We start from the raw sequence: 13,236 nt of genomic DNA on the forward strand, positions 1-13,236 counted from the left end.
CGGTGCTCGTCACGAGGCGGCTCCGAAGGTCAGATGGATGTTGTCGATCAGCCGCGTCGCCCCGACCCGCCCGGCGAGAGCCATGATCGCCTCGCCGGTGTGCGCGTCGGGAACCTCGGTGAAGTCGGCCGGGTCGACCAGCGCCAGATAGTCCAGGACGAGCGGCGGCGTCGTCTTCGCCGCGTCTTCGAGGACGGCCCGGGCCGCGGCCCGTACGGCGTCGGCGCACCCGCCGGGCTGGGCGGCCGCGACCGCGTGCGCGTCGGCGGCCGCGCGGGCCTCGCCGAGCGCGGAGAGCGCGGCGGCCCGTGCCGTGGGCGCGGGCGCCGACTCGGCCCGGGCGCGCAGTGCCTGCTGGGCGGCGAGCCGGTCCCGGGCGGCGAAGAGGGCACGGGACAGCACGAGGGCGGTGTGCCGCTCCTCGGTGGACAGATAACGGTTGCGGCTGGAGAGCGCGAGGCCGTCCGGCTCCCGCACGGTCGGTACGCCGACGATCTCCACCGGGAAGTTCAGATCGCGGGTCATGCGGCGGATCAGGGCGAGCTGCTGGGCGTCCTTCTGCCCGAACAGCGCCACATCAGGACGGGTCAGATGGAGCAGCTTGGCGACGACCGTGAGCATCCCGTCGAAGTGGCCCGGGCGGGAGGCTCCTTCGAGGAGCTCGCCCATGGGGCCCGCGGAGACGCGCACCTGGGGCTCACCGCCCGGGTACACCTCCTCCACGGGCGGGGCGAACACGGCGTCCGCGCCCGCCCCCACCGCGGTCTTCAGGTCCGCTTCGAGGGTGCGCGGGTACCGGTCGAGATCCTCACCCGCGCCGAACTGCAGGGGGTTGACGAAGACCGTGACGACGACCTGGCCCTCGGGGCCGACCAGCGTGCGGGCCGTGCGGATCAGCGTGGCGTGGCCCTCGTGGAGGGCGCCCATGGTCATCACGACGGCGCGGCGTGCGGCCGCCGGGGCGAGGGCGTGCAGCTCGGCGGCCGTTCGCAGCGGGGCGGTCATCGGTCGCTCTCTCCGTCCGCAGCGGACGAACCGTCCGCGAGGACCACCAGCAGGTCCTCGGCGAGCTCCGGCTTGAGCAGACCGTGCGCGAGGGCGCGGTCCGCCGTCGTACGCGCCATGGCCAGGTAGCCGGCGACGGTGCCCGGCGCGTGCTCGCGGAGGACCGACACGTGGGCGGCGACGGTGCCGGCGTCCCCGCGGGCGACCGGGCCCGTGAGCGCGGCGTCGCCCGAGCGCAGGGCATTGTCGAGCGCGGCGCCGAGCAGCGGGCCCAGCATCCGGTCGGGTGCACCGACCCCGGCCGAGCGCAGCAGCTCCATGGACTGGGCGACGAGCGTGACCAGGTGGTTCGCGCCGAGGGCGAGAGCCGCGTGGTACAGCGGTCGGGCCTCTTCCTCGATCCACTCGGGCTCACCGCCCATCTCGATGACCAGGGCCTCGGCGGCGAGCCGCAGCTCCTCGGGCGCGGTGACGCCGAAGGAGCAGCCGGCCAGCCGCTGGACGTCCACGGAGGTGCCGGTGAAGGTCATGGCGGGGTGCAGGGCGAGCGGCAGCGCGCCCGCGCGGCGGGCGGGGTCGAGGACCCCCGTGCCGTACCGCCCCGAGGTGTGCACCAGCAGCTGTCCCGGGCGGACGGCGCCCGTCTCCGCGAGGCCTTCGACGAGTCCGGGCAGGGCGTCGTCGGGCACGGTGAGCAGCACCAGCTCGGCGCGGGCGAGGACCTCGGCCGGAGGGACGACCGGCACGTCGGGCAGCAGCGTGGCGGCACGGCGACGGGAGGCGTCGGACACCCCGGAGACGGCGGCCGGGCGGTGGCCGGCGAGCTGCAGGGCCGCGGCGAGGGCGGGGCCGACGCGGCCCGCTCCGACGACGCCCACGGTGAGGCGGGCCGGCCGGTCCTTGGGCTCGGCCGGCTCCTGTGCCGGTGGTGTTGCTGACGGTGGTGGTGCGTTCACTCGCGGCCTTCCGTTCCAGTCCGCAGGGGGTACCGGACGATTCTTCGCCATGCTACGCCAGCGTTTCGGCGGGGCTTCCGCTTGTCCACAGGCTGTGGAGGCGGTATCGGATCCGGGTCGGCGGGCCTGTGGACGCGGGCCTGTGGACAACGGCACGCCCGCGCCGGACGTGGGCGATGATCGCAGGATGACGGAGAACGCGGAGTACGTGGAGAACGTGCGGAGCACGGGCGCCGTGGCGCGGGCCGACGCCACGAAGAGGACGGACGGGACGGGCACCACGAAGGACGCGGCGAGGAAGGCGGAGACCACGGGCAGGGCGGACGCCACGGAGAGGAAGGACGCCACGGACGCCACGGAGAAGAGCGAGCAGGAGGAGCGGCGGCGCAGGCTCGCCGCCTGGCGTGCCTCCGAGCGGGTGCTGTGGCGCGGCTCGGCCGACGGCCGGCTCGGTGAGCAGCTGGCCGCGCTGGCGGCTGCCGCGGGCGAGGTCCATGACCTGGACGAGGCCGTGGACATCTACGGGGACGGGGTCGTCGCCGAGCTGGAGGGACGGGTGGCCGCGCTGCTCGGCTTCCCGGCCGCCGCGTTCTTCCCGACGGGGACGATGGCCCAGCAGGTGGCGCTGCGCTGCTGGGCCGGGCGCACGGGCAACCACACGGTCGCGCTGCATCCGCTCGCCCACCCCGAGGTGCACGAACGCGGCGCGCTCGGCGCGGTGAGCGGATTGCGTACGGTCCATCCGACCCGGGAGCGGCGACTGCCGACGGCGGACGAGGTGCGAGGGCTCGACGAGCCGTTCGGCACGCTGATGCTGGAGCTGCCGCTGCGCGACGCGGGCTTCGTGCTGCCTCAGTGGGACGAACTGGTCGAGGTGGTGGAGGCGGCGCGGGAAATGGATGCGGTCGTGCACGTCGACGGCGCGCGACTTTGGGAGTGCGCCCCCCACTTCGGGCGGGAACTGGACGAGATCGCGGGGCTCGCGGACAGCGTATACGTGTCGTTCTACAAGTCCCTGGGGGGACTGTCCGGTGCGGTGCTGGCCGGTCCCGAGTCGCTCGTGGCCGAGGCGCGGGCCTGGCGGCACCGGTACGGCGGCCAGCTCTTCCAGCAGTACCCGGCGGCGCTGTCGGCGCTGATCGGGCTGGAGCGGGAGCTGCCGAGGCTTCCGTCCTACGTGGCCCACGCGAAGACGGTGGCGGCGGCGCTGGCGGCCGGGCTGGCGGACGATCGCGGTGTGCCGTGGTTCCGGGTGCACCCCGAGCCGCCGCACACGCACCAGTTCCAGGTGTGGCTGCCCTACGAGGCCGATGTACTGAACGAGGCGGCGCTGCGGCAGGCGGAGGAAACGGGTGTCACCCTCTTCCGCCGCTGGTTCCCGGCGGGCCCGGAAGGCCCTCCGGGTGTCTGCGTGACGGAGGTGACGCTGTCCTCGGCGGGCCTGTCCTGGACGGCCGAGGACGTCCGGACGGCACTGGCCGAGTTCCTGTCCCGGGTACGGGCGGGATAGCGGCCCCCGCTCCGGAGGGCGCACGCCGCGGCCGTCAGCCGCGGTGGGGTCCCTCGCGGCGGAGCAGACGGGAGACCGTCGTACGGAGGCCGGAACGGACGGGGTGGACGGGGCGGCCCGCCAGCACCCTGGTGAAGCGGCGGTGGTCGCGCAGGGACCGCATCGCGGCCACGTCGTACCGGCCCGGAAGGGGCGGCGGGGCCTCGCCGTGCCGGGCGGCGCGGTAGGTGTCGAGCATGTGCTGCTGGATGGCGTCCATGCGATTCAGCCTGCGCCGCCCCGCGCCCCGCGGCGCGTCGATTGACGATCGGCGTCAACCGGCGCGACCGCTCACCCCGACGACCCCGCACCATGGAACACGTGAGCGTCACCATCGACATCGCGGGCCTGCCGCCCGAGCGCATCGTCTTCGAGATCTCGCCCCTCGCCGAGCTGGGCATCGCCCTGCACGCGCTCGCCGAGCCCGGGCACCATCCGGGGCTGCACGGCTGGGCCACGGCGACCTCCGCCGGGCTGAAGCCCGACCTCGCCGACCGGCTGCACGAGGCCGACTTCCTCTGGACGTCCAGCTTCTCCGACGTGTTCCTGCCGTTCTCCGGCATCCACGGCGGCGACGGGCGCACCGGCGCCACCCTCGCCGAGGAGCTCGACATGCTGGACCGGCTCGACGACGAACGCTTCGTCTCGGCCACGCTGGAGTTCACCTGCTCCCGCTCGTACGCGACCGGCGTCATGATCGAGCCCCGCCGCGCCCTGGAGCTGGCGGCCACCCGCGGCCCGAAGCAGCACGGCTTCGCCCGCCGGATCCTCGACGACCCCGGTGCCGTACGCGCATGGCTGCGGCGCCTGTTCGAGGACTGCGACCAGGCGTTCTTCGCCGACACCTGGCGCCGGGTCAGCCCGCGACTGGCCGCCGACGCCCGGCACAAGACGGAGCTGCTGCGCCGCAAGGGCCTCGGCGAGGCGCTGCGCTCGGTCTCCCCCGCGCTCACGTACGACGAGGCGGCGGAACGCGTCTGCGCCGACAAGCTGAGCGAGGGCAGGACCACCGCCGTGGACCCCGCCGTGGGCGCCGGGCTGTCGTTCGTGCCGTCCCACTTCGGCTGGCCGCACCTGACGGTCCTGTACGCCCCGGGCTGGCGGCCCGCCATCGTCTACCCGGTGGGGGCGCCGGACCTCCCGGCGCCCGCCTCCGTCGAACTCCTCAAGCGCCGGATGGACGCGCTGGCCCACCCTCTGCGGATGCGCCTGTGCCGGAATCTCGCCCGGGCCTCGTACACGACGAGCGAACTGGCCGAGGCCCACGGCATCACGGCCCCGGAGATCTCCCGCCATTTGTCGGTGCTGAAGCAGGCGGGCCTGGTCACGACGCGACGGCGCGGGCGGTACGTGCTGCACCAGCTGGACGTGTCGGTGGTGGCGCGGCTGGGGAGCGACTTCCTGGAGACGGTGCTGCGCTAGGCCGTGTCGGACACGGCCACGGTGTACTTGCCCAGGCAGGTCGGTCGCGCCGGGCCCACCCGGCCCGGTGCAGACCGACGCCTCCCCGCTGCCGGGACTCAGGCCCCCGCGCCGCCGCCCGCCCGCACCAGACCGCTCTCGTACGCGAGGACCACGACCTGCACCCGGTCGCGCAGGCCCAGCTTGGTCAGGATGCGGCCCACATGGGTCTTCACCGTCGCCTCGGACAGCACCAGCCGGGCGGCGATCTCGCCGTTCGACAGACCCTGGGCGACGAGCAGCATGACCTCCCGCTCGCGTTCGGTGAGCCGCTCCAGCTCCTTCTGCTGCGGCTCCTTGCCGGAGGACGGCAGCAGGGGCGAGAAGCGGTCGAGCAGCCGACGCGTCGTGGAGGGGGCCACCACCGCGTCGCCGCTGTGCACGGAGCGGATCGCGCCGAGCAGTTCACCCGGCGGAACGTCCTTCAGCATGAATCCGCTGGCGCCCGCCTTCAGCCCCGAGAAGGCGTACTCGTCGAGGTCGAACGTCGTCAGGATCAGCACCTTCGGCGCGTCCGGCCGGGCACAGATGCGGCTCGTCGCCTCCACCCCGTCCAGCCGGGGCATCCGGACGTCCATCAGCACCACGTCGACCGCCGTCGAGCGGAGGATCTCGATCGCCTCGGCCCCGTCTCCGGCCTCCGCCACGACCTCCATGTCGGGCTGGGCGGCGAGCACCATCCGGAAGCCGGTGCGCAGCAGCACCTGATCGTCGACGAGCATCACGCGGATGGTCATGAGCGGGGTCCTTGTCTCGTGGGCGGGGTCAGCCTAGTGGGCGGGCTTGAGGGGAAGCAGGGCGCTGATCCGGAATCCACCGCCGGGCCGCGGCCCCGCGTCGAGGGTGCCGCCGACCATGCCGATGCGCTCCCGCATGCCGATGAGGCCGTGCCCCTTGCCGTCCGCGCCCCCGTCCTCGTACAGCTCGTGCGCCGCGCCCCGGCCGTCGTCCTCCACGAGGAGTCCGAGGCCGTCGTCGAAGTACACCAGCCGGACGCTCGCCCCGGCGTCCGGTCCGCCGTGCTTGCGGGTGTTGGTGAGAGCCTCCTGCACGATGCGGTACGCGGTGAGCTCCACGCCGCTGGGCAGCGGTCGCGGCGTGCCCTCGACCTTGAAGTCGACGGTGAGACCGGCGCCGCGCACCTGCTCGACCAGCTCGTCGATCTGCCGGACATCGGGCTGAGGTACGTACTCCCCGCTCTCGGGGGCGTCTCCCGTACGCAGCACACCCAGCAGCCGGCGCATCTCGGCGAGGGCCTGGCGGCCGGTGGAGGAGATCGTCTCCAGGGCCTGCCGGGCCTGGTCGGGCGCGGTGTCCATGACGTAGGCGGCGCCGTCCGCCTGCACGACCATCACGGAGACGTTGTGCGCGACGACGTCGTGCAGCTCGCGGGCGATCCGGGCGCGCTCGGCGGCGACGGCCACCTTGGACTGCGCCTCACGCTCCTTCTCCAGCCGGGAGGCACGCTCCTCCAGCTGCGCGAAGTACGCGCGCCGGGTGCGCAGGGAGTCCCCGAGCACCCAGGCCAGCGCGAACGGGACGGTCATGACCACGATGAAGAAGATCCGCTGGCCGACGCCCGTGCTCTGTTCCGGAAAGCGGATCTGGGCGAGCGAGGCCGCGGACAGACCACCGGCCAGTGCGAACCGCGAGGCCCAGCGGGGTCCGTCGTGCGCCGCGACGGTGTAGATGATCGCGAGCATCGCCAAGTCGGCCGCGTTCGGCTTGACGCCCAGCACCAGCTGGACGACGCCGAGCACGGCCACGAGGAGCAGCATCTTCTCCGGCATACGGCGGCGCAGTGCCACGGCCAGGCACAGGAACAGCACGACGGCGCCGGCCGCGAGGCGCGGCCTTGCTCCGACGTGGTCCCCGACGACCCACAGCATGGAGAACCCGAAGAGCATCACAGCCCAGAAGCTGTCGACGCCCGTCGGGTGCCTGCGGAGAAAATCATAGAGGCGCTGCACGTCACCCAGCGTAGGCAAACCACGAAGGTGCACGGGTCAACCGGAGGGTCGATCCGGTCGGCGAATGCCTACTCCCCAAGGTGGAGACTGGGCGCGTGACGCATGAGGTGACGAAGGAAGCGGAGCGGGCCGCCGACGGGGAGTGGGTCCCGTGGCGGGAGGCCGCGGAGCGTGCCCTGTACGGCCCCCGGGGCTTCTACCTGCGGCCGGAGGGACCGGCGGGACACTTCCGTACGTCCGTGCACGCCTCCCCGCTGTACGCGGGCGCGGTCGCCCGGCTGCTGGAGGAGACCGCGCGGTCGCTGCCCGCGGGGGTGACGGAGATCGCGCTGGTCGACATCGGCGCCGGGCGAGGTGAGCTACTGACGGGAGTGCTCGCGGCGCTGCCGGACGGCTTTCCGGTACGGGCGTACGCCGTCGAGCGCGCCACGCGTCCCGCCGGTCTCGACCCGCGTATCGAGTGGAGCGGGCGTCCCCCGGCCGGGGTGTCGGGGCTGCTGTTCGCGAACGAGTGGCTGGACAACGTTCCGGTCGACGTCGCCGAGACGGACGGCGAGGGCGTCCGTCGGTACGTCCTGGTGCGCGCGGACGGCGAGGAACGCCTCGGGAACGCGGTGACCGGCGCGGACGCCGAGTGGCTGGACCGCTGGTGGCCGCCGACCGGCCCCGGCGGCCGCGCGGAGATCGGCCGGCCCCGCGACGAGGCCTGGGCCGCGGCGGTCGCCACCCTGGACGCCGGGCTCGCGGTCGCCGTGGACTACGCGCACGACGCCGCCGCCCGGCCGCCCTTCGGGACGATGACCGGGTTCCGCGGCGGGCGCGAGGTCCACCCGGTCCCGGACGGCAGCTGTGACATCACCGCCCACGTGGCCCTGGACGCCTGTGCCCGCCCGGGAGCCGAACTGCTCAGCCAGCGCGAGGCCCTGCACCGTCTCGGCGTCTCGGGCAGCCGCCCGCCGCTCGCCCTGGCCTCGTCCGACCCGGCGGCGTACGTCCGGGCCCTCTCCCGCGCCGGTGAGGCCGCCGAGCTCACCGCCCACGGCGGCCTCGGCGACTTCACCTGGCTCCTCCAGCCCGTCCTCCGGGCTTGAGCCCACGGCCGCGGCGCTTCGGCGCCCGGACGCCCCGGCACCCCGACGCCCCGAGAGGCACGGCAGCCCGGGCGAGGCACGGCAGCCCGGCCCTGCAGGCCCGACCCCGGGCACCGGGGCCAGGACCCCGCCGCGCCACGCCGGGAGGGATACTGTCGCCCATGACGGAGACGACGATCGGCATCGGCGGCGCGGCGGAGAGCACCGACATGGTGCTGAACATCGGGCCGCAGCATCCCTCCACACACGGTGTGCTGCGTCTGCGTCTCGTCCTGGACGGCGAGCGCATCCAGCACGCCGAGCCGGTCATCGGCTACATGCACCGTGGCGCCGAGAAGCTCTTCGAGGCGCGCGACTACCGGCAGATCGTGATGCTGGCCAATCGCCACGACTGGCTGTCGGCGTTCTCCAACGAGCTGGGCGTCGTGATGGCCGTCGAGCGCATGCTCGGCATGGAGGTCCCGGAGCGGGCGATCTGGCTGCGCACCCTGCTCGCCGAGCTGAACCGGGTCCTCAACCACCTCATGTTCCTGGGGTCGTACCCCCTCGAACTCGGCGGAATCACCCCGATCTTCCACGCCTTCCGTGAGCGGGAGGACCTTCAGCACGTGATGGAAGAGGTCTCCGGCGGCCGGATGCACTACATGTTCAACCGGGTCGGCGGCCTCAAAGAGGACCTGCCCGCCGGCTGGACCGGCCGGGCGCGCGCCGCGATCGCCGAGGTCCGTTCACGGATGGACGTGTACGACCGGCTCGTCCTCGGCAACGAGATCTTCCGCGGCCGCACCCGCGGCATCGGCGTGCTGAGCGCCCCGACCGCCCAGGCGTACGGAGTGTCCGGCCCCATCGCCCGCGCCTCCGGCGTCGACTTCGACCTGCGTCGCGACGAGCCGTACCTCGCGTACGGGGAGCTGCAGGACACCCTGAAGGTCGTCACCCGTACCGAGGGCGACTGCCTGGCCAGGTTCGAATGCCTGCTGGAGCAGACGCACAACTCACTGGAACTGGCGGACGCCTGTCTCGACCGGCTCGCCGAGCTGCCGCCGGGGCCGGTCAACCAGCGGCTGCCGAAGGTGCTGAAGGCTCCCGAGGGCCACACCTACGCCTGGACCGAGAACCCGCTGGGCATCAACGGCTACTACCTCGTCTCCAAGGGCGAGAAGACGCCGTACCGCCTCAAGCTCCGGTCGGCCTCCTACAACAACATCCAGGCGCTCACCGAACTCCTGCCCGGCACGCTGGTCGCGGACATGGTGGCGATCCTGGGGTCGCTGTTCTTCGTCGTCGGCGACATCGACAAGTAGGCCGACCGCAGGTCGAGAAGCAGCTGGGCCGACAGCAGCTCGGCCTTCAGCAGCTCGGCCGACAGCGGCTCGCTCTCCAGCGGCTCGGCCGACAGCAGATCGGTCGCCGAGGGGCTCGGTACATGGCCGGGCGGCAAGCCGCCCGGCCCGATCCGCCACGGATCAGGAGATCGCGCTGCGCAGTTCCGCGACGTCCAGCTGCTCCGTCTCGTCGTGCGCCGTGAGGTCGATGACCTCGCCCACCACATGGTCCGCCGTGCTCCCCGCGACCTTCACCCCGGTGGTGTCCTCTGCGGCGGCGAGCACCTCCTCGCCCACCACGTCCGCCAGGTCCTCGTTCTGGACGGTGGCGAGCTGGGCCGGTTCGACGGCCGCTTCAAGTGCCGCGACGGGCTTCTTCCGGCTGCCCGTCCCGGCGGAGCCGGCGGTCTTGGCGGCCGCCTGAGTGCCGAAGAAGTCGAAGCCGCCCTGGGGACGGGCCGGGCGACGCTGCGCGGAGTACGGGACGATCGCCGCGGCGACCGGCACCCGCGTGGCAGGGACGGCGGACGACGGGCGGGCGTGCTGCGCTCCCCCGGCGGCCGCCGAGTGCTTCCCCTGCGGCTCGTCCGCCTCTCGCGACCGCTCGGCCAGGTCGCGCTTGCGGGCGTCCTCGACGGTGCGTCTGGCCTCCTGGGCAGCGGCGTTGCGGGGCAGGTCCTCCAGCGCCTTGGCCGCGCGCAGATACGCGGACGGCGTCGGCGTGGAACCGGCCGGCGGAAGCTCCTTGGGCGTGGCGGCTTCGAGCGCGAGCTGCCTGCGGCCCTCGAGCGCGGAGGCCCGCTCGGTCTCGGCGGTCGCGTACCGCCGCAGGAGCGCGGCGTGCTCGTTGCGGAGTCCGGCCAGCTCGACCCGCTTGGCGCGCAGCTTCGCGTCGAGCTTGAGGCGCAGCTCGCGGGACTCGTCGAGATCGGTCTCCAGCTCGGCAACCCGCTCCTCCGTCTTCCACGCGTCGCTGGCGCGGAGGCGGGTGAGCTCGGCGACGCGGCGGCCCGCGCTCCGGTCCCAACTGCGCATGAGCACCGCGCCGGTGACCGCGGCCGCCGAAGCGGCCGCGACGAGGGTGCGGAGCAGGACCGGATCGGAGAGCAGCCAGGCGCCCGCGGCACAAAGAACCGACGCTCCGGCGACCGCGGAGGGCGGAAGGAGCTTGTGCAGAGGTGGGGAATGGCGGTGGCGTCCACGTGGCATGGCCTGAAATTTACCGTGCGTAGGTGACGATTGGGGGGTCAGCCCGGCAATCTCTTCGCCACATGAACACATCGCTTTCGATGTGCCGGGCCGACCCTCTTTGTTCGCGCCGTGCCGAAGGCTTGTGCGCGCCGTGACCGAAGCCTGTCCGTGCCGTGCTTCAGCGCTGCTTCGGCGGCGCGTTCCTTCGCCGCCGGTTACTTCTTCAGCAGGCCCTTGGACTCCAGATACTCCTTCGCGACGTCCTCGGGCTTCGCCCGCTCGGCGTCCACCTTCCGGTTCAGCTCGACCAGATCCGCCGTCGTCAGCGCCTTCGTGAGCTTGCCGAGCGCGTCGGCTATCTCCTGCGATCCGGCGTCCTTGGCATTGACCACGGGCAGCACGTTGTCGGCGTTCTGGAGCTTCTTGTCGTCCTCCAGCAGCACGAGTCCGAAGCTCTCCAGCGTGGCGTCGGTCGTGGTGGTGAGGACCATCTGGTCCTCACCGTCCTTGACGGCCTGCTTGGCCTGCGGGGTGCCGACGCCCTTCGGGTCCACGCCCGCCACGTCGATGCCGTACGTCTTCTTCAGTCCGGGCGCGCAGAACGGCCGTACCTCGCACTCGTCCCCGGCCGCGATCTTGACCTTGATCTTCGACTTTCCAAGATCGGAAAGGGACTTGAGCTTGTTCTTCTCGGCGAATTCCTTGCTCACCGCGAACGCGTTCTGGTCGACGGCCTCGCCGGCGGGCAGCACCTTCAGCCCGAGCGGGGCGGCGAGCTTCTGCAGACCGGCGACGGTGGCGGCGACATCGCTCGACGCGACCGGCTTCTCCTCCGGGGCCTTCGGCCCGTTCGCCTTCGCGTTGAGGAATTCGGCGATCGTCGCCGCGTATTCCGGTACGACGTCGATCTCGCCCTTCTCCAGGGAGGGCTCGTACAGCTCGCGGTTCTTCACGGTGGTCACGGACGCCCCGTATCCGGCGTCGCGCAGCACCTGGGCGTAGAGCTCGGCGAGCACCTTGGACTCCGTGAAGGCCGCCGCCCCGACGACGAGGGAGCCCTTCTTGGCGCCGCTCGTGGCACCGCCGGAACCGCCGGAGCCGCCCTTCTCCTGCTCCAGGCTGTCACCGCCGCAGGCGGCGAGCGAGCCGACGAGGGCCACGACGCCCAGTACCGCACCCGCGATGCGCGAGGTCTTGCTCATCTGGTTCACCATCCAAGGGGAGTGAGTCGTCACACGGTTTTCCGGAGGGGACTGAACAAGCGGTCCACCACCACCAGCACGGCCTCCACCAGGAGGGCGAGCACAGCCACGAGCAGGGCGCCCGCGACCACTTGAGGAGTGTTGTACGTGTTGAACCCGGCCGTGATGATGCGGCCGAGGCCGCCCTGCCCGACCATCGCCGCGATCGTCGCCGTGGCGACGACCTGGACCGCGGCCGACCGCAGCCCGGTCATGACCATCGGGTACGCGAGGGGCAGTTCGACCCGGACGAAGAGCTGCCGGCCCGACATGCCCATGCCCCGTGCGGCCTCGACGACCGCCCGGTCCACCTCCCGCATCCCCACGTAGGCGTTCGTCAGCAGCGGCGGCACGGCGAACAGCACCAACGCGATGATCGTCGGGACATATCCCGCGCTGCGCAGCGGCGTCACCATGAACAGAGCGAGAACGGCGAAGACGGGAATGGCCCGGCCCGCGTTCGAGATGTTCACCGCGAGAGCGCCGCCGCGTCCGACGTGTCCCAGGTACAGCGCCGTCGGCAGGGCGATCGCACAGGCCAGGACCAGGGCGACCCCGCTGACGTACAGGTGCTCCTGGAGGCGGTGCCAGGCTCCGCCGTCCCCGGACCAGTTGGCGTCCGTGGTCAGCCAGGTCCAGCTCTCGGCCAGTACGTCCATCAGTGGGCCCCCCGGGTCCCGGCGGCCCGTATTCGGGTCCAGGGCGTCAGCAGCCGCTGCAGCCCGAGCAGCAGCAGATCGGCGGCGACGGCCAGCAGCACACAGAGCACGGACGCGGTCAGCACCTGCGCCTTGAAGAAGCTGGGCAGCGCGTCCTCGATGAGATTGCCGAGCCCGCCGCGGCCGACGATCGAACCGACCGTGGTGAGCGCGACCGTCGAGACCGTCGCGATCCGCAGACCCGCCATCACGGCGGGAAGGGCCAGCGGAAGCTCGACCTCCCACAGCAGTCTTCCCGGCCCGTACCCCATGCCACGGGCCGCCTCGCGGGCTTCCTCGGGTACGGACGCCAGCCCCGCCACCACGTTCCGCACGAGGATCGTCAGTGAATAGAGCACCAGGCCCGTGATCACCAGGGCGGCGGAGAGGCCGAAGAACGGCAGCAACAGCGAGAACATCGCGAGCGAGGGGACCGTGTAGAGCACGGTCGTCAGCCCGAGGACCGGGCCCGTGAAACGCGGGTGGCTGCGCGCGAGCAGCGCCAGCGGGAAGGCCACGACCAGCCCGATCGCGACCGAAGCCGCCGTGATCCAGACATGCTGCACCGTGGCGTCGATCAACTCCTGACTGCGGGAACGGAGATATTCGCCGCAGATCCAGTCATTCGTCACCAGGCAGTTCCGGTCCACCACCGCCCCACCCCCGCCCCTGCGTTCGACCTGTTCGACACGATGCCGACCCGAAACCGACCCTAACCCCCATCACTGACAATCGCCGAGGAGCTTCGC

13 protein-coding genes are annotated in these 13,236 nt (G+C 72.5%); 4 read left to right on the forward strand and 9 right to left on the reverse strand.

Going from position 1 to position 13,236, the window contains the following annotated elements; translation table 11 throughout:
• Window positions 1-9 precede the first annotated feature (9 nt).
• Both panC and ACIQMR_RS04400 read right to left on the reverse strand, forming a co-directional pair.
• The gene (panC, locus tag ACIQMR_RS04395; RefSeq protein ID WP_401382766.1) at window positions 10-1,005 is read right to left on the reverse strand and encodes a pantoate--beta-alanine ligase; all 996 of its coding nucleotides are present in this window, start codon (window positions 1,003-1,005) and stop codon (window positions 10-12) included.
• Window positions 1,002-2,012, reverse strand: coding sequence for a Rossmann-like and DUF2520 domain-containing protein (locus tag ACIQMR_RS04400; protein ID WP_401382769.1), 1,011 nt, complete (start codon window positions 2,010-2,012; stop codon window positions 1,002-1,004). Before ACIQMR_RS04400 ends, panC begins: the two co-directional genes overlap by 4 nt.
• A gap of 136 nt (window positions 2,013-2,148) precedes the next feature.
• Between ACIQMR_RS04400 and ACIQMR_RS04405 the strand changes: the two genes are divergently transcribed.
• The gene (locus ACIQMR_RS04405; RefSeq protein WP_401382770.1) at window positions 2,149-3,471 is read left to right on the forward strand and encodes a threonine aldolase family protein; all 1,323 of its coding nucleotides are present in this window, start codon (window positions 2,149-2,151) and stop codon (window positions 3,469-3,471) included.
• A gap of 34 nt (window positions 3,472-3,505) precedes the next feature.
• Here ACIQMR_RS04405 and ACIQMR_RS04410 read toward each other — a convergent pair whose 3' ends face one another.
• Window positions 3,506-3,730, reverse strand: a complete 225-nt coding sequence (locus tag ACIQMR_RS04410) for a hypothetical protein (protein ID WP_401382772.1) — start codon at window positions 3,728-3,730, stop codon at window positions 3,506-3,508.
• A 92-nt stretch (window positions 3,731-3,822) separates the two neighbouring features.
• On the opposite strand from ACIQMR_RS04410, the gene ACIQMR_RS04415 reads away from it, so the two are divergent.
• On the forward strand, window positions 3,823-4,932 hold the full coding sequence (locus ACIQMR_RS04415) for a DUF5937 family protein (RefSeq protein ID WP_401382774.1): 1,110 nt from the start codon (window positions 3,823-3,825) through the stop codon (window positions 4,930-4,932).
• Window positions 4,933-5,030: 98 nt separating this feature from the next.
• Here the strand turns inward: ACIQMR_RS04415 and ACIQMR_RS04420 are convergent, their stop codons facing one another.
• Entirely contained in the window at window positions 5,031-5,708 is a 678-nt protein-coding gene (locus tag ACIQMR_RS04420; protein WP_401382776.1) for a response regulator, read from the reverse strand.
• 33 nt (window positions 5,709-5,741) lie between these two features.
• On the reverse strand, window positions 5,742-6,941 hold the full coding sequence (locus ACIQMR_RS04425) for a sensor histidine kinase (RefSeq protein ID WP_401382778.1): 1,200 nt from the start codon (window positions 6,939-6,941) through the stop codon (window positions 5,742-5,744).
• Between the two features lie 95 nt (window positions 6,942-7,036).
• On the opposite strand from ACIQMR_RS04425, the gene ACIQMR_RS04430 reads away from it, so the two are divergent.
• Together ACIQMR_RS04430 and ACIQMR_RS04435 are read left to right on the forward strand one after the other, a co-directional pair.
• A complete protein-coding gene (locus ACIQMR_RS04430; protein ID WP_401382781.1) occupies window positions 7,037-8,032 on the forward strand; it encodes an SAM-dependent methyltransferase in 996 nt (331 codons plus the stop codon).
• A 161-nt stretch (window positions 8,033-8,193) separates the two neighbouring features.
• Window positions 8,194-9,336 carry an NADH-quinone oxidoreductase subunit D gene (locus tag ACIQMR_RS04435; RefSeq protein WP_401382783.1) on the forward strand — a complete coding sequence of 381 codons (1,143 nt, stop codon included), beginning with the start codon at window positions 8,194-8,196 and terminating at the stop codon, window positions 9,334-9,336.
• Between the two features lie 162 nt (window positions 9,337-9,498).
• Here ACIQMR_RS04435 and ACIQMR_RS04440 read toward each other — a convergent pair whose 3' ends face one another.
• The 4 genes from ACIQMR_RS04440 to ACIQMR_RS04455 form a co-directional block, all read right to left on the reverse strand.
• Entirely contained in the window at window positions 9,499-10,566 is a 1,068-nt protein-coding gene (locus ACIQMR_RS04440) for a hypothetical protein (RefSeq protein WP_401382786.1), read from the reverse strand.
• A 197-nt stretch (window positions 10,567-10,763) separates the two neighbouring features.
• Complete coding sequence (locus ACIQMR_RS04445; protein WP_401382788.1) at window positions 10,764-11,750, reverse strand: ABC transporter substrate-binding protein; 987 nt, start codon at window positions 11,748-11,750, stop codon at window positions 10,764-10,766.
• Between the two features lie 29 nt (window positions 11,751-11,779).
• Window positions 11,780-12,448: an ABC transporter permease gene (locus tag ACIQMR_RS04450; RefSeq protein ID WP_401382791.1), complete on the reverse strand. Its 669-nt coding sequence runs from the start codon at window positions 12,446-12,448 to the stop codon at window positions 11,780-11,782.
• Window positions 12,448-13,140 (reverse strand): ABC transporter permease subunit, encoded by a 693-nt coding sequence (locus ACIQMR_RS04455; RefSeq protein WP_340369999.1) that lies wholly within the window; start codon window positions 13,138-13,140, stop codon window positions 12,448-12,450. Before ACIQMR_RS04455 ends, ACIQMR_RS04450 begins: the two co-directional genes overlap by 1 nt.
• Between the last annotated feature and the right edge of the window lie 96 nt (window positions 13,141-13,236).

Source organism: Streptomyces sp. NPDC091376 (genome assembly GCF_044757085.1).
Classification (GTDB): domain Bacteria; phylum Actinomycetota; class Actinomycetes; order Streptomycetales; family Streptomycetaceae; genus Streptomyces; species Streptomyces pratisoli.

Excerpts from the sequence above, each read along its gene's own strand:
- ACIQMR_RS04450 (WP_401382791.1), bottom strand. The coding sequence starts at position 12,448 with ATGGACGTACTGGCCGAGAGCTGGACCTGGCTGACCACGGACGCCAAC.
- ACIQMR_RS04400 (WP_401382769.1), bottom strand. The coding sequence starts at position 2,012 with ATGGCGAAGAATCGTCCGGTACCCCCTGCGGACTGGAACGGAAGGCCG.
- ACIQMR_RS04415 (WP_401382774.1), top strand. The coding sequence starts at position 3,823 with ATGGAACACGTGAGCGTCACCATCGACATCGCGGGCCTGCCGCCCGAG.
- panC (WP_401382766.1), bottom strand. The coding sequence starts at position 1,005 with ATGACCGCCCCGCTGCGAACGGCCGCCGAGCTGCACGCCCTCGCCCCG.
- ACIQMR_RS04445 (WP_401382788.1), bottom strand. The coding sequence starts at position 11,750 with ATGAGCAAGACCTCGCGCATCGCGGGTGCGGTACTGGGCGTCGTGGCC.
- ACIQMR_RS04405 (WP_401382770.1), top strand. The coding sequence starts at position 2,149 with ATGACGGAGAACGCGGAGTACGTGGAGAACGTGCGGAGCACGGGCGCC.
- ACIQMR_RS04440 (WP_401382786.1), bottom strand. The coding sequence starts at position 10,566 with ATGCCACGTGGACGCCACCGCCATTCCCCACCTCTGCACAAGCTCCTT.
- ACIQMR_RS04410 (WP_401382772.1), bottom strand. The coding sequence starts at position 3,730 with ATGGACGCCATCCAGCAGCACATGCTCGACACCTACCGCGCCGCCCGG.
- ACIQMR_RS04435 (WP_401382783.1), top strand. The coding sequence starts at position 8,194 with ATGACGGAGACGACGATCGGCATCGGCGGCGCGGCGGAGAGCACCGAC.
- ACIQMR_RS04420 (WP_401382776.1), bottom strand. The coding sequence starts at position 5,708 with ATGACCATCCGCGTGATGCTCGTCGACGATCAGGTGCTGCTGCGCACC.